General features: G+C 69.3%; 22 protein-coding genes. 17 read left to right on the top strand and 5 right to left on the bottom strand.

All coding sequences use genetic code 11. From position 1 onward, the window contains the following. Positions 1–14: 14 nt before the first annotated feature. A complete protein-coding gene (locus J1M36_RS06690; RefSeq protein ID WP_064847327.1) occupies positions 15–1,160 on the bottom strand; it encodes a glutamate--cysteine ligase in 1,146 nt (381 codons plus the stop codon). 103 nt (positions 1,161–1,263) lie between these two features. Next, a complete protein-coding gene (locus J1M36_RS06685; RefSeq protein WP_206478955.1) occupies positions 1,264–2,634 on the bottom strand; it encodes a class I SAM-dependent methyltransferase in 1,371 nt (456 codons plus the stop codon). Positions 2,635–2,795: 161 nt separating this feature from the next. Between J1M36_RS06685 and J1M36_RS06680 the strand changes: the two genes are divergently transcribed. The 17 genes from J1M36_RS06680 (at position 2,796) to J1M36_RS06600 (ending at position 24,310) form a co-directional block, all read left to right on the top strand. Beyond that, a complete protein-coding gene (locus tag J1M36_RS06680; RefSeq protein ID WP_064847325.1) occupies positions 2,796–3,776 on the top strand; it encodes a siderophore ABC transporter substrate-binding protein in 981 nt (326 codons plus the stop codon). Between the two features lie 79 nt (positions 3,777–3,855). After that, positions 3,856–4,833 (top strand): iron chelate uptake ABC transporter family permease subunit, encoded by a 978-nt coding sequence (locus tag J1M36_RS06675; RefSeq protein WP_206479066.1) that lies wholly within the window; start codon positions 3,856–3,858, stop codon positions 4,831–4,833. After that, positions 4,826–5,863 carry an iron chelate uptake ABC transporter family permease subunit gene (locus tag J1M36_RS06670; protein WP_206478954.1) on the top strand — a complete coding sequence of 346 codons (1,038 nt, stop codon included), beginning with the start codon at positions 4,826–4,828 and terminating at the stop codon, positions 5,861–5,863. The genes J1M36_RS06675 and J1M36_RS06670 overlap by 8 nt, the downstream gene beginning before the upstream one ends. Then, on the top strand, positions 5,860–6,615 hold the full coding sequence (locus tag J1M36_RS06665; protein ID WP_206478953.1) for an ABC transporter ATP-binding protein: 756 nt from the start codon (positions 5,860–5,862) through the stop codon (positions 6,613–6,615). The genes J1M36_RS06670 and J1M36_RS06665 overlap by 4 nt, the downstream gene beginning before the upstream one ends. Before the next feature lie 333 nt (positions 6,616–6,948). Further along, the gene (gene groES / locus J1M36_RS06660; RefSeq protein ID WP_035959438.1) at positions 6,949–7,245 is read left to right on the top strand and encodes a co-chaperone GroES; all 297 of its coding nucleotides are present in this window, start codon (positions 6,949–6,951) and stop codon (positions 7,243–7,245) included. 107 nt (positions 7,246–7,352) lie between these two features. After that, positions 7,353–8,936 (top strand): chaperonin GroEL, encoded by a 1,584-nt coding sequence (groL, locus tag J1M36_RS06655; RefSeq protein ID WP_035959431.1) that lies wholly within the window; start codon positions 7,353–7,355, stop codon positions 8,934–8,936. 366 nt (positions 8,937–9,302) lie between these two features. Next, positions 9,303–9,728 carry a hypothetical protein gene (locus tag J1M36_RS06650; RefSeq protein ID WP_206478952.1) on the top strand — a complete coding sequence of 142 codons (426 nt, stop codon included), beginning with the start codon at positions 9,303–9,305 and terminating at the stop codon, positions 9,726–9,728. Beyond that, positions 9,719–10,696: an SGNH hydrolase domain-containing protein gene (locus J1M36_RS13105; protein ID WP_342358303.1), complete on the top strand. Its 978-nt coding sequence runs from the start codon at positions 9,719–9,721 to the stop codon at positions 10,694–10,696. Before J1M36_RS06650 ends, J1M36_RS13105 begins: the two co-directional genes overlap by 10 nt. Positions 10,697–10,804: 108 nt before the next feature. Beyond that, the gene (locus J1M36_RS06640) at positions 10,805–11,659 is read left to right on the top strand and encodes an SGNH hydrolase domain-containing protein (RefSeq protein ID WP_206478950.1); all 855 of its coding nucleotides are present in this window, start codon (positions 10,805–10,807) and stop codon (positions 11,657–11,659) included. A 114-nt stretch (positions 11,660–11,773) separates the two neighbouring features. After that, on the top strand, positions 11,774–13,888 hold the full coding sequence (locus J1M36_RS06635; RefSeq protein WP_206478949.1) for an acyltransferase family protein: 2,115 nt from the start codon (positions 11,774–11,776) through the stop codon (positions 13,886–13,888). 83 nt (positions 13,889–13,971) lie between these two features. Continuing rightward, positions 13,972–15,468 (top strand): IMP dehydrogenase, encoded by a 1,497-nt coding sequence (gene guaB / locus J1M36_RS06630; RefSeq protein WP_206479065.1) that lies wholly within the window; start codon positions 13,972–13,974, stop codon positions 15,466–15,468. A gap of 43 nt (positions 15,469–15,511) precedes the next feature. After that, complete coding sequence (locus tag J1M36_RS06625) at positions 15,512–16,633, top strand: GuaB3 family IMP dehydrogenase-related protein (RefSeq protein ID WP_144998366.1); 1,122 nt, start codon at positions 15,512–15,514, stop codon at positions 16,631–16,633. 152 nt (positions 16,634–16,785) lie between these two features. Beyond that, entirely contained in the window at positions 16,786–17,763 is a 978-nt protein-coding gene (locus J1M36_RS06620) for an SURF1 family protein (RefSeq protein ID WP_206478948.1), read from the top strand. Then, complete coding sequence (locus tag J1M36_RS06615; RefSeq protein ID WP_035965872.1) at positions 17,756–18,349, top strand: DUF3817 domain-containing protein; 594 nt, start codon at positions 17,756–17,758, stop codon at positions 18,347–18,349. The genes J1M36_RS06620 and J1M36_RS06615 overlap by 8 nt, the downstream gene beginning before the upstream one ends. Positions 18,350–18,391: 42 nt before the next feature. Then, on the top strand, positions 18,392–19,990 hold the full coding sequence (guaA, locus tag J1M36_RS06610) for a glutamine-hydrolyzing GMP synthase (protein WP_064847319.1): 1,599 nt from the start codon (positions 18,392–18,394) through the stop codon (positions 19,988–19,990). Between the two features lie 95 nt (positions 19,991–20,085). Further along, on the top strand, positions 20,086–23,919 hold the full coding sequence (locus J1M36_RS06605; protein ID WP_206478947.1) for a hypothetical protein: 3,834 nt from the start codon (positions 20,086–20,088) through the stop codon (positions 23,917–23,919). Positions 23,920–24,004: 85 nt separating this feature from the next. Beyond that, on the top strand, positions 24,005–24,310 hold the full coding sequence (locus tag J1M36_RS06600; protein WP_206478946.1) for a hypothetical protein: 306 nt from the start codon (positions 24,005–24,007) through the stop codon (positions 24,308–24,310). 88 nt (positions 24,311–24,398) lie between these two features. On the opposite strand, the gene cpaB is transcribed toward J1M36_RS06600, so the two are convergent. The 3 genes from cpaB to J1M36_RS06585 form a co-directional block, all read right to left on the bottom strand. Beyond that, positions 24,399–25,073, bottom strand: a complete 675-nt coding sequence (gene cpaB / locus J1M36_RS06595) for a Flp pilus assembly protein CpaB (RefSeq protein ID WP_193518867.1) — start codon at positions 25,071–25,073, stop codon at positions 24,399–24,401. Between the two features lie 222 nt (positions 25,074–25,295). Next, positions 25,296–25,649, bottom strand: coding sequence for an FmdB family zinc ribbon protein (locus tag J1M36_RS06590; protein ID WP_206478945.1), 354 nt, complete (start codon positions 25,647–25,649; stop codon positions 25,296–25,298). A gap of 68 nt (positions 25,650–25,717) precedes the next feature. After that, on the bottom strand, positions 25,718–26,356 hold the full coding sequence (locus tag J1M36_RS06585) for a 5-formyltetrahydrofolate cyclo-ligase (protein ID WP_206478944.1): 639 nt from the start codon (positions 26,354–26,356) through the stop codon (positions 25,718–25,720). Positions 26,357–26,416: the final 60 nt, after the last annotated feature.

Here is a 26,416-nt window from a genome sequence, read left to right as displayed (position 1 = left end):
GGGCCGTATCCGGATCAGCGTTCCGAGCGGTTGCGCTCCACGATGTCCATGACCACGGCGCGCAGGTCCCCGCCGTTCTCCCGGGCCACGCGCCGTTGGCGCTGATAGCCCACAGCCCCGCTCATCATGGTCTCCACGTGCGCGAGCTCGCGGGCGCAGCCGAGCTCGTCCGCGAGGGGTTCCAGATCGGTGAGCAGATCCGCGAGGTCCTCCGTGACCAGGCGCTCGCGGTTGCGGGTGTCCCGGATCACCACGGCCTCGAGACCGTAGCGCGCGGCGCGCCACTTGTTCTCCTGGTGGTGCCACGGGGGCATCACGGGGATCGTCCCGCCGTCGTTGAGGGAACGGGAGAAGGACTCCACCAGGCACTGCGTCAGTGCGGCGATCGCGCCCACCTCCCGCAGGGTCGAGGGACCGTCGCACACGCGCATCTCCACGGTCCCGAAGCGGGGGACGGGGCGGATGTCCCAGCGGTTCTCGGAGATCTCCTCGATCACGCCGGTCTCGATGAGGTCGTTGACGTAGGACTCGTACTCGCCCCACGTGTCGAAGTGGAAGGGCAGCCCCGCCGTGGACAGCTGCTGGAAGATCAGTGCCCGGTGGGACGCGTACCCCGTGTCCTGGCCGCACCAGTACGGCGAGTTCGCGGACAACGCGAGCAGGTGGGGGTAGTAGTTGAGCAGGCCCTCCAGGACGGGCAGGGCCTTGTCCCGGTGGTCGATGCCCACGTGCACGTGGGCCCCGAAGATCACCATCTGCCGGCCCCAGTACTGCGCCCGGTCCAGGACCTTGAAGTAGCGTTCCTTGTCCACCACGGGCTGGTCCGCCCACTGGGAGAACGGGTGGGTCCCCGCGCCGAAGATCTCGAGGGACCGAGGATCCGTGATTTCCCGGATCCGGTCCTGGGTGTCCGCGAGCTGGTCCACGGCCTCGCCCACGGTGTCGCACACACCGGTCACCATCTCCACGGTGTTCTGCAGGAACTCGCCCGTGACATGGGGGTGGTCCCCCTCCTCACCGAACTGCGGGTGCTGCGCCACGAGGGCATCGAGGACCTCCTGGCCGCGCGGGGCGAGCTCGCCGCTCTCGCGCTCGACCAGGGCGACCTCCCACTCCACACCCAGGGTGGAACGTTCGGAGCTGTGGAAATCAATCTGCACGGCGTGGTCCTCTCATGGGTGCACCGGGATCGGCGGTCGTGACCTGAACCGGGACGTCGTTGCCGACCACCGGGGTGTCGCGCGCGGTCCGAACACAGGGGTATCAGTGTACGAGGTTTACGGCGAGCACCACGCGCCGTTCCTTCCCCGCCTGCTCGAGTCGCGTCATGACCAGGGTCGCTCGCTGTGTGCCCCGGGGTGCAAGTTGCTTACGCAATTGCTCGGGGGTCACGTCCGTGCCGCGTTTCTTGATCTCCAGCGTTCCCACGTCCTGCTCCCGCACCCACTTCTTGAGGGTCTTCACGGTGTGGGGCAGCACCTCGCGCACCTCGTACGCGGTGGCCAGCGGGGTGTGCACGAGCGTGTCCGAGCTCAGGTACGCGATCGCGGGATGGATCAGCCGCGCTCCGATGCGCTGCGCGAGATCGGTCACGAGCCCCGCGCGGATCACCGCGCCGTCGGGCTCGTAGAAGTACTGCCCCACCGCGCCCAGCAGATCCCCTTCCGCCGCGGGCGACTCCCACGTCGCGGAGGTCAGTTCGGCCGCCGACGACGCCGCGGCACCGTCCCGGGATGCGTCACCGCTCCGGCCGTCCCCGGCACCCGGCGCGTCCTCACCCGGCACGAGCGTGTCGTCGGCGGCGCCGGGAAGGCGGGGCGCGCCGTCGTGCCCGAGGACCAGGGCGGCGCGTGCGACGTCCGGGCGGCGCACGGCGTTGAACCACAGCGCGGCCTCCACCACGTCACCGTGCTGCGAGATCCACTGGGCCTCCGCGGCGCGCGGGACGTGCTCGTGGGGGATGCCGGGACCGAGCTTGGCACCCACGGCGAGCCCCCGGTCCGCGAGGTCCGTGACGAAGGACAGGGGAGGGGAGAAGGCCTCGGGGTCGAACAACCGCCGCATGCGGCCGTGACCCGAGACCCGGCGCGCGGGGTCCAACCACACGCCCTGCGCGGGACCGGACTCAAGGGCGTCCAGGTCCAGGGACTGGGCGTCCGCGCACACCACCCGGGCGCGCGGCCAGCCCGTGAGGTTGACGGTCGCCACGGCCGCGGTGACCGGGTCCCGCTCGACCGCGGTGACCGTGCGCTCGAGCGCGGCCAGGGCCAGCGAGTCCGCGCCGATCCCACATCCCAGGTCCACCACGTGCTCGATCCCCGCTTGCGCGAACCGCTGGGCGTGCAGGGCGGCCACCGACCACCGGGTGGCCTGCTCCACACCGTCGCGCGTGAACACCATGTGACGGGCGAAGTCCCCGAACTTGGCGTGGGCCTTGGCGCGCAACCGGGACTGGGTGAGGACCGCGGCCACGAGCTCCGGGTCGTGGCCCTGTGCTCGCAGGGACTGGGAGAGCGCGAGCGTGGCCTCCGGGTCGTAGGGGCCCAGCGAATCCAGCAGCCGCATCCCCTGCGGGGTCAGCAGCTGGGCGAGGCTGCGGGTCTCGGCGTCGTCGGGAGCGGTGGAGGCGTTCACGCGTCCATCACATCACGGCGCGGGGAAGCCGCGGCGAACGCGCGGGCCGCGACGCCCGTCACAGAGCCATTTACATTACGATCCGCATCCCTAATTAGGTTAGGCTCACCTAGTGGCTGGCCGCCCGTAACAGACGACCCCGCGAGATTGCGAGAAGATCCATGTCCATGAACCGATTGATCCCCGGTGTGGCGCTGAGTGCCGTGGCGGCACTGGCCCTCGTGGGATGCGGTGCCAACGCCCAGAACGCCTCCGACACCCAGGCGTCCTCGGCCACCGTGACCGTCACGGACAACAAGGGCGAGCAGACCGTTCCCGCACCGCCGCAGTCCGTGGTGGCCACCGACAACCGGGTGTTCGAGACGCTCGCGGACTGGGGCGTACAGCTCAAGGCCGCCCCCAAGCAGCTGATCCCGAACGGCATCTCCTATGCGAACGACGACGCCGTGGTGGACCTGGGTTCGCACCGCGAACCGAATCTCGAGGCGATCGCCGGGGTGGACCCGGACCTCGTGATCAACGGGCAGCGCTTCGCGCAGTACTACGACGACATCAAAAAGCTCGTCCCGGACGCCGCCATGCTGGAACTGGATCCGCGCGACGATCAGCCGCTGGACGAGGAACTCAAGCGCCAGACCACGGCCCTGGGCGAGGTCTTCGGCAAGCAGGAGGAAGCCCGCCGACTCACCGACGGGCTCGACCAGGCCGCCCAGCGCGCCAAGGACGCCTACGACGGCCAGTCCACGATGGGCGTGATCGTCTCCGGTGGTGACATCGGGTACGTGGCACCGAGCAAGGGACGCACGATCGGCCCGCTGTTCGACATGGTGGGGCTGCAGCCCGCGCTGAAGGTCGAGGGCTCCGACAACCACCAGGGGGACGACATCTCCGTGGAGGCCATCGCCCAGTCCCGCCCGGAACTGCTCATCGTGCTGGACCGTGACGCGGGCGTGAAGACCTCCGAGGGTGCCAGCCCGGCGTCCGAGGTGATCGAGAAGTCCGAGGCCCTCAAGGACGTCCCCGCGGTGAAGAACGGCAACGTGGTCTACCTGCCCGCGGACACCTACACGAACGAGGGGATCCAGACCTACACCGAGATCCTCGACGACATCGCGGAGAAACTGGGAGGCCGGAGCAACTGATCCCTCCCACCCCGCACGACCACCGACGCCCCGCGGGAGCCTCCCGCGGGGCTTCGGCATGATCCAGGAAGCACACGTGATGGTCTCCACTGCACAACGTCCGACCCGCACGGGGGTGGCCCGGGACTGGAAGTTCTGGCTCGCCCTGCTGGTGGTCCTGGGACTGCTCTGGCTGTCCCTGGTCACGGGGGTCGCGGACCTTTCGGACGCCCAGGGTGAGCAGTTCCTGGGTCTGACCCGGATTCCCCGCACGGTGGCCCTGGTCCTGGCCGGTGCCGCGATGGCCATGTCCGGGCTGGTCATGCAGTTGCTCACCCAGAACCGGTTCGTGGAACCCACGACCACGGGCACCACCGAGTGGGCCGGGCTGGGGTTGTTGCTCATGATGATCCTGGCCCCGGACGCCGGGTTGAGCGCGCGGATGATCGGCGCGATCGTGGCCGCGTTCGTGGGGACCATGGTGTTCTTCGCGTTCCTGCGCCGGGTTACGCTGCGTTCCTCCCTGATCGTGCCGATCGTGGGGATCATGCTCGGGGCCGTGGTGGGGTCGATCTCCACCTACCTGGCGCTCGTCACGGACCGGTTGCAGAACCTGGGCGTGTGGTTCGCCGGCAGTTTCACGTCCGTGCTGCGCGGCCAGTACGAGACCCTCTGGGTCGTGGCACTCGTGGCGGTGCTCGTGGTCATCACCGCGGACCGGCTCACCATGGCGGGACTCGGCGAGGACATCGCGACCAACGTGGGATTGAACTACAACCGGATCATCCTGATCGGCACCGGACTCGTGGCCGCGGCCACCGGCGTGGTCACGGTGGTCGTGGGCAACCTGCCGTTCCTGGGGTTGATCGTGCCCAACGTGGTGTCCCTGTTCCGGGGCGACGACCTGCGCTCCAACCTGCCGTGGGTGTGCCTGCTCGGGATCGGCCTGGTCACGGTGTGTGACCTGATCGGGCGCACGATCATCGCGCCGTTCGAGGTCCCCGTGTCCCTGATCCTGGGCGTCGTGGGCGCTGCGGTGTTCATCGCCCTGTTGCTGCGAAGCCGGCGCCATGTCTGAGGTGACCGCGCTGCGCCACGACCGGGCGCGCACTGGATCGGGGGCCTTCGTCTCCCCAGCCCACCGCCACCGCTACTGGATCACCGCGCTGTCCTTGTTCGCGGCGGGACTCGTGTTCTGCGCGGGCATCCTCACGTGGGACAACCCCCTGCCGTTCGGCACCCCGGGGTTCTGGCGGATCGCCGAGTCCCGGGCCACGAGCGTGGTGGTGATCCTGATCGTGGCGGTGAGCCAAGCCATGGCCACGGTCGCGTTCCAGACCGCCGCGAACAACCGGATCATCACGCCGTCGATCATGGGTTTCGAGTCCCTGTACGTGCTCATCCAGACCTCGGCGGTCTACTTCCTGGGTGCGGTGGGGGTCAGTGCGGTGCAGGGGCTGCCGCAGTACGCCCTGCAGGTGAGCCTCATGATCGTGTTCGCGCTGGGGCTCTACGGCTGGTTGCTCTCGGGCAAGTACGCCAACGTGCAGGTGATGCTGCTGATCGGCATCGTCCTGGGCGGCGGGCTCGGCGCGGTGTCCACCTTCATGCAGCGCTTGCTCTCACCGAGCGAGTTCGACGTGCTCAGCGCCCGCTTGTTCGGCTCGGTGGCCAACGCGGATCCCGGGTACTTCCCGCTGGCCGTGCCGCTGTGCGTGGTGGCCACGGTGGCTCTGTACGTGCACTCCCGCACGCTCAACGTCATGGCCATGGGGCGGGACGTGGCCACGAACCTGGGCATGGACCACCGCCGGGAGCTGCTGCTCACCCTGTTCTGGGTGTCCATCCTGATGGCGGTCTCCACGTCCCTGATCGGGCCCATGACGTTCCTGGGGTTCCTCGTGGCGATCCTGGCGTACCAGTTCGCGGACACCCACGACCACCGCTACGTGTTCCCCATGGCCGCGCTGATCGGTTTCGCGGTGCTGTCCGGGGCCTATTTCGTCCTGAAGAACGTCTTCTACGCGGAGGGCGCTGTGTCCATCATCATCGAGCTGGTGGGTGGCAGTGTCTTCCTCTTCGTGATCCTGAGGAGGGGCAGACTGTGATCCAGTTGACCGGACTGGTCAAGGAGTACGGCACGGACTTGGCGATCGGGCCGGTGGATCTGCAGATCCCCGCCGGTGGCGTGACCGCGCTCGTGGGGCCCAACGGCGCGGGGAAGTCCACGCTGTTGACCATGATGGGTCACCTCTTGGGTCCCGAGGTCGGCACCGTGGAGATCGGCGGTCACGACGTGAGCAGGACGCCGCCGCGCGAACTCGCCAAGGTGGTCTCCACGCTGCGCCAGGAGAACCACTTCACCGCGCGGCTCACCGTGCGCCAGCTCGTGGCGCTGGGTCGCTTCCCCTATACGCGTGGGCGGATCACCCGGGACGACGAGCGGATCATCTCCGAGTCGATCGACTTCTTCGACCTGGGACCCCTGCAGAACCGTTACCTGGACCAGCTCTCGGGCGGTCAGCGCCAGCGCGCCTACGTGGCCATGGTGCTGTGCCAGGACACCGAGTACCTCCTGCTGGACGAGCCCCTGAACAACCTGGACATGCGCCACTCGGTGCACATGATGCATCACTTGCGCCGCGTCGCGGACGAGCTCGGACGCACCGTGCTGATCGTGCTGCACGACATCAACTTCGCGAGCCACTACTCGGACTGGATCTGCGCCGTGAAGGACGGTCGCGTGGTGGAGTTCGGCCCGCCCGAGCAGATCATGACGGACGAGACCCTCACGCGCGTGTTCGACACCCCGGTCACGTGCCACGACGGTCCCCACGGACGGCTCGCGGTCTACTACTGACGCGGCACGGACGGCTCGCGGTCTACTACTGACGCGGCACGGACGGCTCGCCGGCCACTACTGACGCGGCCGCGGGGAGGCTGGGGACAGCGGCGTCGTACCCGTGGATTGCGCCCAGAGGCGAGCGTGGCGGGCGCGCCTTGACCGCGTGCGGCCCGTCTCCCTACAGTGATGATTAGCACTCTCATGGTGAGGGTGCTAAAGGCCAGGCGCTCAATCGGCACCGCGACGACGGTTGGCACGCCAACTGGCCTGTGGCGGACGCGGTCATGGGACCCCATGACACGGCGCGTTCGCACACCGTCTCACACGCCTAGAAGAAAGGGAGAGATCGTGTCGGTCTCCATCAAGCCTCTCGAGGATCGCATCGTGGTTCAGCCGCTGGCCGCTGAACAGACCACCGCTTCCGGTCTGGTCATCCCGGACACCGCCAAGGAGAAGCCGCAGGAAGGCACCGTCCTGGCCGTGGGCCCGGGCCGCGTGGACGACAAGGGCAACCGCATCCCCGTGGACGTCAAGGAGGGTGACGTGGTCATCTTCTCCAAGTACGGCGGGACCGAGGTCAAGTACAACGGCGAGGAGTACCTGGTGCTCCCCGCGCGCGACGTGCTGGCCGTCATCGAGAAGTAATCCCCGCAACGACTTTCGTGCGCGGTGCCCGGACGTTCGCCCGAGAACGGGCCACGCGGGCACCGCGCCGTCATTTCCACACCCTTCTCGTTTCGTAAGGAGCACACATGCCCAAGCAGTTGGTGTTCAACGACGCCGCTCGCAAAGCGCTCGAATCCGGTGTCAACCGACTGGCCGACACCGTCAAGGTCACGCTGGGCCCCCGCGGGCGCAACGTGGTCCTGGACAAGAAGTGGGGCGCACCCACCATCACGAACGACGGCGTGACCATCGCCCGTGAGGTGGAGCTCGAGGATCCGTACGAGAACCTCGGCGCCCAGCTGGCCAAGGAAGTGGCCACCAAGACCAATGACGTCGCCGGTGACGGCACCACCACGGCGACCGTCCTCGCGCAGGCCATCGTCAAGGAGGGTCTGCGCAACGTGGCCGCCGGAGCGGCCCCGGGCGACATCAAGCGCGGCGTGGAAGCTGCCGTGGCCACCGTGGCCCAGCGTCTGCTCGACAACGCCCGCCCCGTGGAGGGCAAGGACGTGGCCCACGTGGCTGCGATCTCCGCGCAGTCCATGGAGATCGGCGAACTGATCGCCCGCGCCTTCGAGACCGTGGGCACGGACGGTGTGATCACCATCGAGGACGGTTCCTCCACCGAGGTGGAGCTGGACGTCACCGAGGGCATGCAGTTCGACAAGGGCTACCTGTCCCCGTCCTTCGTCACGGACCCGGAGCGCCAGGAAGCCGTCCTGGACGACACCTTCGTGCTGCTGTTCCAGGGCAAGATCTCCTCGGTCCAGGACCTCATGCCCGTGCTCGAGAAGGTGCTGCAGGCCAAGAAGCCGCTGACCATCATCGCCGAGGACGTCGAGGGCGAGGCCCTGTCCACCCTGGTGGTCAACAAGCTGCGCGGCACGCTCGACGTCGTGGCCCTGAAGGCCCCCGGTTTCGGTGACCGCCGCAAGGCGATCATGCAGGACCTGGCCGTGCTCACGGATGCGACCGTGATCACCCCCGAGCTCGGCATCTCGCTCGAGGGCGTGGACGTGTCCCAGCTGGGCAACGCCCGCCGGATCACCGTGACCAAGAACCAGACCACGCTCGTGGACGGTGCGGGCTCCTCGGAGGCCGTGGCCGAGCGTGTGGCGGAGATCAAGGCGGAGATCGCTCGCACGGACTCCGAGTGGGACCGTGAGAAGCTCCAGGAGCGCCTCGCGCGCCTGGCCGGTGGCATCTCGGTGATCAAGGTCGGTGCTGCGACCGAGGTCGAGCAGAAGGAACGCAAGCACCGCATCGAGGACGCCGTGTCCTCGACCCGCGCGGCCCTCGAGGAGGGCATCGTGGCCGGCGGCGGTTCCGCGCTGGTCCACGCCTCCAAGGCGCTCGACGGCACGGACCTCGGTCTGACCGGGGACGCGGCTACGGCCGTGACCATCGTGCGGCGCGCCCTGACCCAGCCCCTGCGCTGGATCGCGGAGAACGCGGGCCAGGACGGCAACGTCGTCGCGGCGCGTGTGGCGGACCTCGAGCCCGGCAACGGCTACAACGCCCTGACGGACGAGTACGAGGACCTGCTCGCCGCGGGCATCATCGACCCCGTCAAGGTCACCCGTTCCGCTCTGCAGAACGCGGCGTCCATCGCGGCGCTCGTGCTCACCACCGAGACGCTCGTGGCCGAGCACAAGGGCGAGGACGCCTGACGCGTCCCACCCCGCCCACCTCGGTGGGTGACCGGGAATCGGCGGTTCACTCCTCCCGGGAGTGGGCCGCCTTTTCCCATGTCGTGTCGCGTAAGGACCCGCACCGCGAACGGTTCGCATCCTGCCGCGGCGCCCCCTTGGCTGAATCAATGCCGTCCGCCCCGAAGCGCTCCTCGCACGATCCCGGGTCGAGCGCTGCCGGTTCCGTGACCGGCGCCGCGGTCGCTTCCGCGGACGACGGCGCCCACCCCCGTATCGGACCGGCGGCACCGCAGGACGCGCGCCCCGCCGATGCCGCCGCCCGGGTGGCCCGGTACTGGCTGCACACGTTCAAACGCTTGTTACCCCCTGGCCACGCTCACAATCTTGCTGACCCTCGCCGCGCTGTGGGCGTTCTTCCTGACCACGCAGATCGCCCAGTTCCGTTCGCAGGGTGTGGCATCCGTGATGTACGTGGAGAACTTGGCGCTCGCTGCCGAACAAGTGGATTACTACGCGGCGGGTTGGATCGCGTTGTGGCCGTTGCTGTCGGCGGCGGCGATCATCGTGGCGGGGCAGCCTGGGTCCCGGATCGGTTTCGACCGGTTCCTCTCGTGGGGCCCGATCGTGCGCCTGGGGGATGCAGCGTACGCGCTCTACCTGGTGCACTGGCCGCTGCTGATTACCTACCTGGTGCTCCGTGACCGCCCGGACGCCGGAGCCCTCGCGGGAACCGCCCTCGTGCTGGCCTCGGTTGCGCTCGCCCTCCTTCTCACGCGCTGGTTCGAAGAACCCCTGAAGCGGTGGTCGTGACCGGAGGCCCGGTCGTGGCGAGTCGGACTCGTGATCGCGGTGTGCATGGGGCTCGTGACGGTGACCGCCGGCGCGTGGGAACGGGCGGAGCTGCAACGCAACCATCGACTGGGGGAGAACGCGTCCGCGAACAACCCTGGCGCCGTCGCCCTGCTGCCGGGCTACGAGTTCCACGGCGACCCGACCGCGCCCGCGCTGCCGCGCCCCGAGGAACTGCCCCACAGCGCCGCAAACCTGGGCGGGGGCTGTCCCGAGGACGTCGAGCTGCCCAAGCAGTTCCGGCAGTTCTGCCGCGAGCCGGTGGCCACGGAGGACCCCGCCCGCACCGTGCTGATGATCGGCAACAGCCACATGCAGCACTGGGTCCCCGTGCTCGAACCGCTGGCCCCGCGAACGGGTGGCGCGTGCTCGCCTTCATCCAGCATGGGTGCTCCTACACGGTGGCCGCGGAACTCGAGGACGCCGAGGCGTGCGCGACCTGGTTCGAGGGCAGCGACGAGATGCTCGCCGCCGCGGACCCGGACCTCGTGTTCGTGCAGGGCACCTTCAGCGAGCCGGACGGGGAGACGTGGAAGCCGGGCCTGGAGACCCGCGTGCGCGCCCCCGTGGCGGACGGCATCCAGGTGGTGGGCATCCGGGACACCCCACGGTTCCACGACGCCTCGGCCGAGTGCGCCGCGCTGCGCAGCCTCGAGTCCTCGGAGTGCGAGATCGTGGCCCCCATGCTCGACACCCCCGACCCCCAGCGGGACCTGGGCTCCAAACTGGAGGGTTTCGCGCCCGTGGACATGACCGACGTCGTGTGTCCCGACGGCGCGTGCCGGCCCGCCGTGGGCAACATGATCGTCTACTTCGACGACGACCACCTCACCGGGATGTATGCAGCCTCAGCCTCCCACAGCTTCGCCCAGCGGGTGTCGGACGCCCTGCAGCAGGACGGGATCACGGGGATCGCGTTACCCGAGTAACTCCTTGTCAGACGGGGGAGGTCTACTATGGCCTGCGTGCTTCCCCCCGATCGAACCCCCACTCTCTCGCCCGCCCCCTGTTCACCCAGCGCCGGCACGTGGTCTGCGGTGGAGCGTCACCGCACGGCCCAGCTCGAGGCGCGGGCTGAACTCAACAACCCGGGGGCTCGGGTGCTGGAACCCGGCTACGAGTTCACGGGGGACGAGAACGCGCCAACTCTCCCTCGGCCGGAAGAGCTGGCGGACTATCACGCGGATCTGGGGTCGAAGTGCCCCTCGGACATCGACATCGACTCCTCGGTCCGGAAGTACTGCACGGAGGTCCTGGGCAACGACGACGCCGAGAAGACGGTCTTGGTCTTGGGGAACAGCCACGCCCAGCAGTGGATCCCCGCCATCAAGACCTACGCCCAGGACCACAACTGGCGGGTGATCGCGTACGTGGGGCAGGGATGCTTCTACACGGAGGCGTCGCAGCAGCCGAAGACCCAGCCGCACTGCGCCGGGTGGTTCGAGCACTCGGAGCACCTGCTCACCTCCAACGACTTCGACACAGTCTTCCTGCAGGGCACGTTCGCGAGCGTGGAGTCCGAAAGAGTGAACGAGAACCTCACGTCCGCCATCCGGCGTCTCACCGGGCGCGGAACGACGGTTGTGGGCATACGCGACAACCCTCGGTTCAAGGAGGGTCTCACCCAGTGTGCGTTGGCTCTGGACCGGGACGACCCCCAGTGCACCCAGGTGCCCCCGGCTGTGCGTCAGGACGATCCTCAGAAGGCTCTAGCCGACGGGATCGACGGGTACGTGACGGTGGACATGACGTCGTTCATCTGCCCCGGGGGATCGTGCCACCCGGTCATCGGCAACGTCTACGTGTTCGCGGACACCAACCACCTCTCCGCGCCGTACGGGGAGAGCCTCATCGATGCTTTCGGCGACCAGCTCACCGAGGCACTGAGCTGATCCGACCGCGCGTCCTGGGCGAAGCGGGGTGAACACCCGGCACAGGGCGCTCCTGCGCAGCGCGGCGGCTTTCGAGGAGGCCTGCGGCGCCGCGCAGCGGTTACGATGGCCCGCATGCTTCCCTCCGAACACCGCGACGTGCCCAGTGTGCTTGCAGACGGTGCCGACCGTTCGACCAGCGACACCGGATCACTCGGTTCGTCGACTGCGCAGCGGGTCCAGAAGTACTCGGGGTTCCGCCCCGAGGTGCAGGGGTTGCGGGCGATCGCGGTGCTGCTCGTGGTCGTCTATCACGTGTTCATGGGCCGGGTGTCCGGTGGTGTGGACGTCTTCCTGCTGATCTCGGCGTTCTTCATGACCCTGTCGTTCGTGCGTCGGATCGAGGGCGGGCGGCCTCTGGGGCTGGGCCGGTACTGGCTGCACACGTTCAAACGCCTGCTGCCCCTGGCCACGGTGATCATCCTGTTCACCCTGGCGCTCATCTGGCTCGTGTTCCCGCGCACGGACGTCGCGGAGTTCCGGTCCCAGGGCGTGGCCTCGATCCTGTACCTGGAGAACTGGGCGCTGGCGTCCAACGCGGTGGACTACTACGCGGCGGACCATTCCACGGCCTCGCCGTTCCAGCATTTCTGGTCCCTGTCGGTGCAGGGTCAGGTCTTTCTGACGTGGCCGTTGATCTTCGGGCTGGCCTGGTTGGTGAAGCGTCGGACGGGTCGCAGCAGCGTGCCGGTCCTGGCGGCGTGCTTCGGTGTGGTCTTCGCCGTGTCCCTGGTCTTCTCGGTGGTCACGACGGCCACGCAGCAGCAGTTCGCGTACTTCGACACCCGTGCCCGGTTGTGGGAGTTCGCCCTGGGGTCCTTGGTGGCCCTTGCCATTCCCTACCTGAACCTGCCCCGTGTGGTGCGGCTGGTGCTGGGCTGGCTCGGTTTTGTGAGCATGGTCCTTGTGGGCATTCTCGTGGATGTGCAGGGCGCGTTCCCGGGTTGGATCGCGTTGTGGCCGCTGCTGTCGGCGGCGGCGATCATCGTGGCGGGGCAGACGGGATCGCCGATCGGTTTCGACAGGTTCCTCTCGTGGGGTCCCATCGTGCGACTGGGGGATGCGGCGTACGCGCTCTACCTGGTGCACTGGCCGCTGCTGATCTCCTACCTGGTGGTCCGGGAGCGGCCTGTGGCGGGGCCGCGCTCGGGTGTGGCGCTCGTGGTGGTCTCGATCGTGCTGGCGCTGCTGCTGACGAAGTTCGTGGAGAACCCGTTGAAGCGGTGGAAGTGGCCGGAGGCGAGGAACTGGCGGCTCGCTCTGGTCATTGTGATCTGCATGGGTCTGGTGCTGGCGAGCGCCGGCACGTGGTCTGCGGTGGAGCGTCACCGCACGGCCCAGCTCGAGGCGCGGGCTGAACTCAACAACCCGGGGGCTCGGGTGCTGGAACCCGGCTACGAGTTCACGGGGGACGAGAACGCGCCCGTACTGCCTGCCTCGATGCAGGACCAGTGGGTGGGACTGCCCCGCGCCTGCGAGGGAGAGTACAAGAGTGCAAACCGAACGGCCCAGGGTTTCTGTCGGCAGACGGAGAAGGTGGAGAACCCGACCAAGGTGGTGGCCGTTGTTGGCAACTCCCACATGGAGCAGTACATGGGCGCGGTGATCCCGGTGGCGGAGGAGGAGAACTGGCAGCTGATCTCGGTGCTGCAACCCGGGTGCGGCTTCGGCGTGGAGGGTCAGTCGAGCACGTGCCGCGATGGAAACGAGGCCGTCATGGACTACCTCGAGGTCCTGAAACCGGACGTTGTGATGACCACTTCCACCCGCTCGGAGCTCATGGACGGGGGCGCCGAGCACGTGGTGAGCGGGCTCGAGGAGCTCACCCAGGACCTTACGGAGCAGGGCAGCATAGTGGTGGGATTCCGGGACAACCCCCGGCTGGACTTCGACCCCACCCGCTGCATCGCGGAGAAGGGCCGGGACGACGAATCCTGCCGAGTTGCACGGCAGACCGTTCTCGGGGACACGGATCCCGCCTCGAGCCTAGACAGCATTCCGGGCTTCGTGGGGATCGACCCCACAGACCTGATCTGTCCGGTGGACGTGTGTGCACCCGTGATCGGCAATGTGGCTGTGTGGCTCGACTCGCACCACCTCACGTGGGACTACACGCGCAGCATGGCCCCGCTGTTGCACGACACCCTGGTCCGCGCGGTCCAGGTCACACCGGGGGTGGCCGCGGAGTGAGCCCTCGGCGCGCGCCGTAGACTGGTGGGGACATTCTCGCGTGAAAGGGATTATTCGTGTCTGAACCCGTGCCCACGGCCCTCATGGACGACCCGTTCGGCTTCACCGGACTGACCTACGACGACGTGCTGTTGCTTCCCGGCAACACGGACGTGATCCCGTCGGAGGCCTCCACCAGGACTCGCTTGTCCCGCAGGATCACGCTGGAGGCTCCCGTGCTCTCTGCCGCGATGGACACCGTCACGGAATCGGCCATGGCCATCTCCATGGCCCGCCAGGGCGGGCTCGGCGTGATCCACCGCAACCTGTCCATCCAGGACCAGGCGGATCACGTGGACCGCGTCAAGCGCAGCGAGTCCGGGATGATCACCAACCCGGTCACGGTATCCCCGGAGGCCACGCTCGCGGAACTGGACCGGTTGTGCGGCTACTACAAGGTCTCCGGTCTGCCCGTGGTGGACGAGTCCCAGAAGCTGCTCGGGATCATCACCAACCGGGACACCCGCTACCTGCCCGAGAGCGATTTCGAGACCCGGCTCGTGCGGGACGTGATGACCCCCATGCCGCTCGTCACGGGCAACGTGGGGATGAGCCGAGACGAGGCCCACAAGCTGCTGGCCACGCACAAGATCGAGAAGCTGCCGCTCGTGGACGACCAGGACCGGCTGACCGGGCTGATCACGGTCAAGGACTTCACCAAGGCCGAGCAGTACCCGCTGGCCACCAAGGACGACGAGGGCCGGTTGCGCGTGGGTGCCGCCGTGGGCTTCTTCGGCGACGGCTACGAGCGCGCCATGGCGCTCGTGGAGGCCGGGGTGGACGCCCTGTTCATCGACACCGCCAACGGTCACTCCCAGGGCGTGCTGGACATGATCGCCCGGCTCAAGAAGGACTCTGCCGCCGCCCACGTGGACATCATCGGTGGGCAGGCCGCGACCCGCGCGGGCGCCCAGGCGATCGTGGACGCCGGCGCGGACGCCGTGAAGGTGGGTGTGGGTCCGGGTTCCATCTGCACGACCCGCGTGATCGCGGGCGTGGGCGTCCCGCAGATCACCGCGATCAACGAGGCCGCCCAGGTCACCATCCCCGCGGGCGTGCCGCTGATCGCCGACGGCGGGCTGCAGTTCTCTGGGGACATCGGCAAGGCCCTCGTGGCCGGTGCGGACTCCGTGATGCTCGGCTCCCTGCTGGCCGGTTGCGACGAGTCCCCCGGGGAACTCGTGTTCGTGGGCGGCAAGCAGTTCAAGGCGTACCGCGGTATGGGCTCGCTCGGGGCCATGCAGTCGCGCGGCAAGAACACGTCCTACTCCAAGGACCGCTACTTCCAGGCGGACGTGGCCGACGACCAGAAGCTCATCCCCGAGGGCATCGAGGGCCAGGTGCCCTATCGCGGGCCACTCGCGTCCGTGCTGCACCAGTTGGACGGTGGGCTGCGCCAGACCATGTTCTACGTGGGCGCGCACAGCATCGAGGAGCTCAAGCACAAGGGGCGGTTCGTGCGGATCACGCCGGCCGGGCTCAAGGAGTCCCACCCGCACGACATCACCATGACGGTGGAAGCCCCCAACTACAAGCGCTGATCGCGCCAGCCCCCGCGCTCTCCGCGCGGTGAAAGGATCCCTCGTGAGTTACGACATCGAAATCGGGCGCTCCAAGCGGGCACGCCGCACGTTCAGCCTGGACGAGATCGCCCTGGTGCCCTCCCGACGCACGCGCGACCCGCAGGACGTGAGCACCTCGTGGCAGATCGACGCCTACAACTTCGACATCCCCGTGGTGGGTGCGCCCATGGACTCCGTGATGTCCCCGGCCACGGCGATCGCCCTGGGCCGCTGCGGCGGTCTGGGCGTGCTGGACCTCGAGGGCCTGTGGACCCGCTACGAGGACCCGCAGCCCGTCCTGGACGAGATCGCGGACCTCAGCTCTGAAAACCTGCCGCAGGCCACACGGCGGATGCAGGAGCTGTACTCCGCCCCGATCCAGCCCGAGTTGATCAAGGCCCGGTTGGCCGAGATCCGCGAGTCCGGGGTGATCGTCTCCGGCTCCCTGTCCCCGCAGCGCGTCGTGGAGCACTACCGCACCGTGCTGGAGGCGGGCGTGGACCTGTTCGTGATCCGCGGCACCACGGTCTCCGCCGAGCACGTCTCGCGCACCCAGGAGCCCCTGGACCTCAAGAAGTTCATCTACGACCTGGACGTTCCCGTGATCGTGGGCGGCGCCGCGGGCTACACCCCGGCCCTGCACCTCATGCGCACGGGTGCGGCGGGCGTGCTCGTGGGCTTCGGGGGCGGCGCGTCCCTGCGCACCGAATCCATCCTGGGCATCCACGCGGCCATGGCCTCGGCCATCTCCGACGTCGCCGCGGCCCGCCGCGACTACCTCGACGAATCGGGCGGTCGGTACGTCCACGTGATCGCCGACGGCGGTCTGGGCACCTCGGGTGACATCGTCAAGGCCATCGCCATGGGCGCCGACGCCGTGATGCTCGGGACCCTGCTGGCCCGCGCGGAGGAGGCCCCGGGTCAGGGCTGGCTGTGGGGTCCCGAGGCCCACAACCCGCACTCACCGCGCGGTGTGCGCACCCACGTGGGGACCGTGGGTCCTCTGGGTGAGCTGCTCAACGGGCCCTCGCGCCACGTGGACGGCTCCTCTAACGTGATCGGTGCCCTGCGCCGGGCCATGTCCACCACCGGCTACTCCGAGCTCAAGGAGTTCCAGCGCGCGGACGTGGTGATCCGCAGCTGATCCCCCCGTGCCGGGCCGCGGGTGCGCCCGCGCTTCCGGCCCGGAAACCGGTGGCCGTTACGGACCCGTGACCCGTGGCCGTCCCGTGATCGGGGCTGACCGTACCCCCGCTGATTTGGGAAACGTCCAGCCCGGAGCACTAGGGTTGAGGGGTGCTCAAGACCGCCCTGCGCCCCCGCTCCCTGGCTTTCCTGGCGGTCGCGCTGATCGTGGCGGCACTGTTCGTAGTGTTGAGCATGTGGCAGTTGAACGCTTCCCTGCAGTCTTCCACGGTGGTGGATCCCGCCAAGGACCGGGTCTCGACCCTGGGAGACGTGGTCTTCCCGGGGGAAGCCACGACCGCTCAGCAAGCCGATCACATGGTATCCGCGGTCGGGCGCTACGTCCCCGATTCCACGGTGCTGGTCCCGGGACGGTTGCAGGACGGCAACCCTGGGTACTGGGTGGTCACCCAACTCGCGATCCCCGATTCGCAACAGCGCTGGGACGCCGCCGATAACGACGTCTCGATCGCGGTGGCCCGGGGCTGGGTCGCTTCCGTCGACCGGGTGCCGCGAGCGCCGTCGGACGAGATCCGGGTGATCGGCAGACTCCTGCCCACGGACTCCCCGCTACCGAGCGAGAACGTGCCGGCCGGGCAGGTCGCGTCCGTGGCGTCCGCGCAGCTGAGCAATCTGTGGGACGTACCCCTGTACTCGGGGTACGTGGCCGCGTTCGCGGAGAACCCCGCGGCGGAACCGGCGCCCGTGACCCGGGAGGGTACGCTCGCGGTGTCGGCCGGGCTCATGGGGGAGGGGCTGGAACCCCTGCAGATCCAGCAGCAACCCGCGGACACCTCCGTGCACGCCCTGAACCTGTTCTACGCGATCGAGTGGGTCGTGTTCGCGGGCTTCGCGTTCTTCATGTGGTGGCGTTTCGTGCGGGACGACTACCTGCGTCGGCAGGACCCCGAGAAGTACTTCTACTTCGACGGCGCCTACTTCTGGGACGAGGCCGAGCAGTCCTACTACTACTGGGACGCCCAGGACCAGTGCTACTACTACTTCGACGACCAACCCGCGGTGCGCACGGAATCGCGCACCCCGCCCACGAGTTCCACCCCGCGATCCCACGGAGCCAGTCATGAGTGATCACACGCCGCAGCCCGATTCCCAGCCCCGCCCGGTGCGCCGCACCGACGGCGTGCGGGTCACCGCGCCCGAGGACGCCAGCCCCGAGCGCGCGACCGTCCCGGACAGCGTGCGCGCCAAGGCCGCCGCGCTGAAACCACGACGGCGCTTCGGCGGGACTGAGGCGCAGATCCGCGGCGCGCTGACCTTCTACAAGGTGTGCGCGTGGATCTCGGGTACCTTCCTGCTGCTGCTCGTCGCGGAGATGATCACCCGCTACGGCTTCGGCTACGACCTGATCGCGGGCGGCACGGACAAGGCCACGGGGCAGAGCGTGGCCCTGGGTTGGCAGGACCTCGAGCTCGAGAACCTGGCCGGGGGCGTGAACATCTCCACGTGGATCCTGATCATCCACGGTTGGTTCTACGTGATCTACCTGCTCTCATGCCTGCGCGTGTGGTCGCTCATGCGCTGGCCGTTCGCGCAGCTGGTCGTGATGGCCCTGGGCGGTGTGGTGCCGTTCCTCTCGTTCATCGTGGAACGCAAGATCCACCGCTCCACGGAGGCCGAACTCGTGGCCAATCCGCGCGCCGCCCGGCGCTACTGAGACCGGGCGAGGGTGTCCGAGCGGTGTTCTAGACTTGTCCGCGTGAGTGAATCCCCTGACACCCTGAGCGAACTGGAGCAACGTCCGGTACTCGTGGTCGACTACGGCGCGCAGTACGCGCAGCTGATCGCCCGCCGGGTACGCGAGGCGAACGTCTACTCCGAGATCGTCCCGCACACCTGGTCCACCGAGAAGATCCTGCAGCGCAACCCCGCCGCGCTGATCCTCTCCGGCGGCCCGGCGTCCGTGTACGCGCCCGGTGCGCCGCAACGGGACGCCGAACTGTTCGAAGCCGGCGTGCCCGTGCTGGGGATCTGCTACGGCTTTCAGATCATGGCCAACGCCCTGGGCGGGACCGTTGAGCGCACGGGTGTGCGCGAGTACGGGGCCACCGCCGCCTCGACCTCCGGGGACGGCGTGGGCACCATCCTGGACGGCACCCCGGACGTGCAGACCGTGTGGATGAGTCACGGTGACTCGGTCACCGCCGCGCCCGAGGGTTTCACGACCCTGGCTACTACGGAGGGCGTCCCGGTGGCGGCCTTCGAGAACCGCGAGCGTAGGCTGTACGGCGTGCAGTGGCACCCCGAGGTCAAGCACTCCGCGTACGGGCAGAAGATCCTGGAGAACTTCCTCTTCGAGGGGGCCCAGCTCACGCCCACGTGGTCCACGGGCAACATCATCGAGGAGCAGGTGGCCGCGATCCGCGCCCAGGTGGGTGACGGCAAGGCCCTGTGCGGGCTCTCCGGCGGTGTGGACTCCGCGGTGGCTGCAGCCCTTGTGCAGCGCGCGATCGGGGACCGTCTCACGTGCGTGCTGGTAGATCACGGTCTGATGCGCCAGGACGAGGTCGCGCAGGTCGAGAAGGACTACGTGGCCGCCACGGGCATCAAGCTCCACGTGGCCCGCGAGCAGGACCGCTTCCTCGCTGCGCTCAAGGGTGTCACCGACCCCGAGACCAAGCGCAAGAACATCGGCCGGGAATTCATTCGCGCGTTCGAGGCCGCCGAGCAAAAGGTGCTCAGCGACGAGGCCCAGGACGGCCAGCCCGTCCGGTTCCTCGTGCAGGGCACGCTGTACCCGGACGTCGTGGAATCCGGCGGCGGTGAGGGTGCCGCCAACATCAAGAGCCATCACAACGTGGGTGGGCTGCCCGAGGACCTGCAGTTCGAACTCGTGGAACCGCTGCGCGCCCTGTTCAAGGACGAGGTTCGCGCCGTGGGCCGCGAACTGGGACTGCCCGAGAACATCGTGGGCCGCCAGCCGTTCCCCGGTCCGGGTCTGGGGATCCGGATCATCGGTGAGGTCACCGAGGAGCGCCTGGACATCCTACGCCGCGCGGACGCGATCGCCCGCGAGGAGCTCACGCGCGCCGGACTCGACGACGACGTGTGGCAGATGCCCGTGGTGCTGCTCGCGGATGTGCACTCGGTGGGCGTCCAGGGGGACGGTCGCACGTACGGCCACCCCGTGGTGCTGCGCCCGGTGAGCTCCGAGGACGCCATGACCGCTGACTGGTCCCGCTTGCCCTCCGAGCTGCTCGCCCGGATGTCCAACCGCATCACCAACGAGGTCGAGGAGATCAACCGGGTGGTCCTGGACGTCACGTCCAAGCCGCCGGGAACCATCGAGTGGGAGTGAACCCCACCGCGTAGAGAGCCATCGTCAGTTGCGGTGCGCCGGTCCGCCCCATCCCCCGTGGTGAGCAGACCGGCGCACTCGTGAGTAGGAGCACCATGTCGACACCCGCCCCGGACCGTTCCCGAACAACCCCCCAGGACACGGGCGCCACGGGCGAGCGCGAACACCCCCGCGTGTCCCTGCGTTCCTGGACCCAACAGATGGACGCCTACACGGGCCCGGACACCCTGCTGGACTTCAACCAGGTGGACAACGTCTGCATCGATCTCACCGAGGCCAACTCCTCGGGGCAGGCACAGTTGCTCATGGGCCGTCCCACCCGGCTGTCCACGATGATCCACCAGGACAGCCCCGCGTACGAGCGCGCCGTGCGCTCGGCCCGGGCGCTGCGCACCAAGGTCCACGAGCTGTCGGTGATGCACGGTCTGGACGCCTCCTACCTGGCCGCGGGCACGGCGTCGTGGCTCGCCGATCCCGTGGCGGACGGGTTGCGCCGGTTCATCGCCCCGGTCCTGCTCGCCCCGGTCACGGTCAAGTTGCGCCCGGACCACAAGGACTTCGAATTGCACATCGTGGGTCCCGCCCACCTCAACCCGGCACTCGTGCGTCGGCTGCGCGAGGACCACGGCGTGGAACTGGCCACGGCGGAGATGTCCCGGCTCGCGTACGGCACCCGCAAGTTGGACCCCGCGCCCGTGCTGGAGACCCTGCGCCAGCTCGCGGCCCATGTCCCGGGCATGCACGTGGAACACGAGTTGCTGGTCTCCACGTTCGCGGATCTGCACGAACGTCCCGCAGACGAGCACGTGGTTGCGCACACCCAGTTGATCGAGGACCTCGCCCGGCTCAAGAACCCCGAGGTCGGCAAACTGCCAGTCGTGCGCCCCCTGACCGATCAGGCACCCGGTCTCGACGAGCGCGACCCCGCCCAGGAGCTGCTGCTCACGGACCTGGACGCCAATCAGCAGGAGATCGTGGACCTCGCCGAACAGGGTGAGAGCTTCGTGGTCGCTACACCCGTGGGCACCGCCGCGGTGGACACCGTGGTCTCCACGGTCGGCGCGCTCGTGCACCGCGGCCGCAGCGTCCTGGTGCTCGGCGAGTCCCGCACCACGCTCGCCGCGTTCAACCGCGCGTGGAACCGCACCGGCCTGGACTCCCTCGTCCTGCCGCTGGGCTCCCACCTGAGTCCGGACGACGTCGCGGAGCGGCTCGTGCGCGCCGTCGCCCGCAACGAACGCGCCGAGCAGCCGCAGCTGGAACAGCACCTGGACGCCCTGCAGCGCAGCCGCGAACAGCTGCGGGTGCACGAGGAATCCCTGCACGCACTGCGTCCCCGCTGGCAGGCCTCGCCCTACGAGGCCATGCAGGCGCTCGCGGAACTGACCGCGCGCACCCCCGGACCGCAGACCGCCGTGCGGTTCCGCCGTTCCGTGCTGGACGCCGTGTCCCACCGCAGCGAGGTGCAGCGTCAGCTCCAGCGCGCCGCGACCCTCGGCGCGTTCGACGCTGCGGCGCTCACGAGCCCGTGGCACGGTGCGCGGCTCGTCAACGACGACGAGGCCCGTGAGGCCCACGACCTCGCCAAGTCCCTGCTGCTCGAACTGACCACCCTCAAGACGGCCATGCGCAACGTCCTGGGGGTCTCGGGGCTGCGCGTGGGCTCGACCATCGGCGAATGGGAGCAACAGCTCGAACTCGTGATCGAGGTCGGGGAGTCGCTCGAGTACCTCACACCGGACATCTACGACCGGCCTGTGACGGACCTGATCGCCGCGACGGCCTCAGCGTCCTGGCGGCGGGACCACGAGATCGAGCTGAGCGGGCTGCAGCGCTCCCGCCTGCGCAAGGCCGCCAAGGAATACCTCCGACCCGGCGTGCACCTCTCGGACCTGCACTCGGCGCTCGTGAAAGTGCAGTCCGAACGGGACAGGTGGCGCCAATGGGCCACCACGCTCGAACAGCCCGCCGTCTCGGACCGCGCCGGGGAGACCCTGCAGATCCATCGCCGGTTCCGAGAGGACCTCGAGGGGCTCGCGATCGCACTCGAGGGCTCCCGCACTGCCGCGCGCCTGGAGACGGCCGGGGTGGACGAACTCCAGGAAATCCTGGACGAACTGATCAACGACGAGGCCCACCTCGCGACCCTGCCCGAACGCACCGTGTTGCTCGACGACCTGCGGGCGCGCGGGCTGGGGGAGTTCCTGCAAGACCTCGAGACCCGCGCGGTACCCGCCGAGCGCGTGGGCGAGGAACTCGACCTCGCGTGGTGGCAGTCCGTGCTCGAGGCCATGATCAGCGGTGATGACTTCGTGGCCATGCCGGACGGTTCCGAGCTGCGCCGCACGGAATCCGTGTTCCGCCGCGCCGATTCCGCCCACATCGCGGCCGCACCGGCGCGACTCGAGTACGCGCTGGCCGAGCGCTGGGCGCGGGACACCAAGCGCAACCCCCGGGAGGCTCGCGCGCTGCGGAACATGCTGCGCAGCGGTCACGTGCGCACCGAGGAGCTGGACCGGGTCCAGCACCTCACGCCGTCGCTCGTGCCCGTGTGGACCGCGAGCCCGCTCGTGCTCACCGCCACGCTGGGGGAGGAGCAGTCCGTGGACACCGTGGTGGTCCTGGACGCCGAGTCCACCCCGCTCGCGGCCACGCTGCCCGCGCTCGTGCGGGCGGATCAGGTCATCGCGTTCGGTGACCGCAACGCCGCGGGTCCTCAGCCCTTCACGGTGGCCCCGCACGTCGCGGTCCGGGACACTCCGCAACCCGTCGCGGACATCGACTCGGCGTACGACGCACTGACCCGCGTGGTGGACTCCCGGTCCCTGACCTCGGTGCGCCGGCCCATGGACCCCCGTTTGTTCGACTACCTCAACGACGCGTTCTACGACGGCACCCTGACCCGCGTGCCGCAGGCCTCGGAACTGACGAGCGTGAGCACGGGGATGTCCGCCGAGTACGTCGTGAACGGCGTGGGCGTGCTCACCGCGGGCAGCGAAGGGGTGCAGGCACCCACCGCAGAGGTCCACCGCACCGTGGACCTGGTCTTCGCCCACGCCGAGCGGCACCCCGAGCGGTCCCTGGCCGTGGTCACCGCGAGTGCGATGCATGCCGCCCGCGTGGCCCAGGCCGTGCAGCGTCGACTGCGGGAGACCGGTGAGTCCGCCGAGTTCTTCGCCCCGGGGCGGGAGTCCTTCCGCGTGGTCGAGTTGCACCGGGCCGCGGGGATCGAGCGGGACACCGTGATCTTCTCGCTCGGCTTCGGGCGCACCACGTCCGGGCGCAGCACCCCGCAGTTGGGTGCACTGTCCGAGCGGGACGGGCGCCAGGCGTTCGTGCGCGGGATGACCCGCTCGCGTCGCCATACGCACATCGTCACGTCCATCCACCCCAAGGACACCGAGCCGCGGCGGCTGCAGAACGGCGCCAGGGACATGTACCACATGCTCGAGATCCTCTTTGGGGAGGACACCACGTCGGAGCGCGCGGGGGCTCCCGTCGAGGACACCGACGCCGCCCCGGATGCTTTGGTCGCTGATCTCGCCCGACGGCTGCGGGGCGCCGGAGCCACGGTCCACACCGGCTACGCCCACATGATCGACATGGCCGCGTACGCGGAGACCGAGTCCTTGTCCGCGGGGGCTGTCACCCAGCGTGCGGCCACGGGCGAGCCCGTACGCATCCCGGTGGCGCTGCGCTCCGACGGGTCCGAGCGCAGCCGCGCGCTGAGCGTGCGCGAACGCTCGCGGCTCATCCCGCAACAGCTCGAACGCGCGGGGTGGAACTACGTGAGCCTGTGGTCCGTGGAGGTCTTCACCGACCCGCAGACCGTGGCCGGTCTCGTCCAGCGCTACCTCGGCCTGGGGCCCGATGCGGGGTCCGACTCGGAGACCGACGCGCGGAGAGCGAGCGGTTCGCGTGACGACTGATCGCCCGGCGAACCGTCCTGAGTCCTCGCGGGACGGCTCGGACGCCGGGGACGGGCGCTCGCGGGACGAGGCGGCGCCGAAGGAGGTGGCTTCGGATCCTGCGCGGGGCCCAAGGCCCACGGATGGCGAGGACGTCCCGAGCGCAGCGGTCACCTCGTCCGAGGGCGCCCCGGATGGCGCCACTTCCGCCCAGCCCGGGGGACGACGCCGCCGCGGCCACCGCCGCGCGACGGGCGGAACCGCCCCGGACGCGGAGTGCGCGCTGCGCGCCACTGAGTGGGGTGCGGGCTCCGACGAGCTGGGCGGCGACGCCCCGGACCCCCGGGAGGCTGCCGCGGAGAGCGGCCACGCGCAGTGGTTGAAACAGCAGCGCCCGCCCCACTGGGGGTGAACCGGCTGCCGGATGGATCCGGTGGTGATTCCACCCGAGTCCGTATGACCTCGACCCGGGGCAGGGTTTTGCATGATCCCGCGTTCCCTCACGACGACACCAGGACGAGGGACACCCGACCCGTCCCGTCGAGCGTGGCCAGTTCCGCGGCGGTCTCACGGGACGCCGCCAGGACCACGAGCCCGGCATCCCCGTCGGTGCCCGACGCGGAGAGCAGGGACGAGGTGTCGGGGGAGCGTGCGGTCGCGGCCCACAGCACGGTGACCGATTGGGCCACGGTGCGACCGCGCCCGTTCGAGGCATCGTCGGTGTGGTGCACCACGTCCACCACGACACCCGGTCGGACATGTCGTAGCACCGCGGGATCGCTCACCCGCACCGTCGCAGCGGTGGTCCCCTGGGGCTGACCCGTGAGCACCCCGGGGCCCAGCACGGTGGACGGTGTCACGGGTTGCCCCGCGGTCAGGGCGATCGTGGTGGTCTGCCCCGCGGCGTCGTCGGGACTGCTGAAGGCTGACGCGGGGGTGAGGGCGGACGGGAACTCTGCGACCGTGAGGTCACCAGGCGCAAGGGACTGGCCCGCGGGGATCTCCCGGGCCGCCGTGACCACGGGTGTGGTCTGCGCGCTCGGCGGGGCGAGTCGCAGGATCACGAGCGTCAGAGCCAGGGCACACAGCGCGGCGGCCACGAGGCGGTGGCGGCGCCGCACCGCGGTGCGGACGCGCAAAGCCAGCGGATAGTGCGGACGGGATCGGGAGCGCATACCCGGACGCTAGGCGGGCGGCGTCGTCGTCCCGGAGCGGCGTGGTGGATCGGTGGAGACCGGGGGTGGGCCCAGCGCCGAACACTCACCCGTGCAGTGCGCTCGCCGCGGCGAGAGTCAGGCATGCGCCGGTCTGTCGACCCGGGTCCCGTCGTGCAGGGACGCCGCGCTGGTCCGGTCAGCAGCGGGCTCGGCGGAAGTGACCGTGGGAGCGACGTCGACTCAGGACGCGGAGGTCAACCCGCTCGCGGTCGAGGCGGAGGATGAGCTCGTGCCGCTGCCGGAGGTGGCGGACGCAGCGGTGCCGGAGTCCTTGCCTGCGCCCTTGTCCGCGGCCGGGGTCGCGGTGGCATCCGCCGATCCCGAGGGGCCGGAGGAACTCCCGCTCGAGGAGGAGTCCGAGCGCGAGTCGTTGCGGTAGAAACCGGAACCCTTGAACACCACGCCCACCGAGTTGAACTTCTTCCGCAACCGGCCGCCGCATTCCGGGCACACCGTCAGGGCGTCGTCGGAGAAGGACTGGCGGATGTCGAAAGCATGGCCGCAATCTTTGCAGGCATAGGCGTAAACGGGCACGGGTGTTCCTTCGAGGGGTGAGGGTGGTTTACCGACCTCACATCCTACTCGCCCGTCCACGGCTGCGATCACTGCCCGGAGGGCCCCAGCGGCACGACGCCGCGTTCCGTGAGAACGCTGCCGAGCGCGGCATCGTGCGCTTCGCGGGGGACGGTCCCCGCCGGCAGTACCTCGTCCGCGTAGCAGCAGGCCATGGCCTCCAGCCGGTGCTGGGTCCCCGTAACGCGCGGCAGGAACCGGTCGTAGTACCCGCCCCCGAAGCCCAGCCGCACACCGGCCTCGTCCACCGCGACCACCGGCACGAGCAACACCCGCACCGCCGTGAACACCTCCGCCCCGTGCCGTTCCCCGGCGGGTTCGAGCAGCCCGGGCAACGCCCCCTGGACCAGAGGGGCATCCGGATGCCACTGCACCCAGCTCAACTGCCGCAGGGGTTCCACCACGGGCAACCAGACCCGGTGGCCGCGGTGATGCGCCTGCGTGAGCGCGGACAGCAGGGGCGGCTCGTCCGGCAGGGGCAGGAACGCAGCCAGGTCACCCGTCCCGGTCCCGGCGAGGACGCGCGCCAGGTGCTCCGCGAACCCCGTCTCCGCCCGGTGCCGTGCGGCCGCCCCACGACGACGCCGCCGCGCCAGGATCCGTGCGCGCAATCGCGCCTTGTCCTCGGGGACCGGGGATGCGTCCGCGGGGGATGCCGTGGGGTCCATGCGTCATCGACCGTCCTTCCCTGTTCACCGTTGGGAGTACATTTCCCGAGAATTCTCGCA

The organism is Kocuria sp. KRD140, assembly GCF_017168375.1.
In the GTDB taxonomy this organism is placed as follows: domain Bacteria; phylum Actinomycetota; class Actinomycetes; order Actinomycetales; family Micrococcaceae; genus Kocuria; species Kocuria marina.
This window is presented reverse-complemented; position numbering and strand designations above follow the sequence as displayed.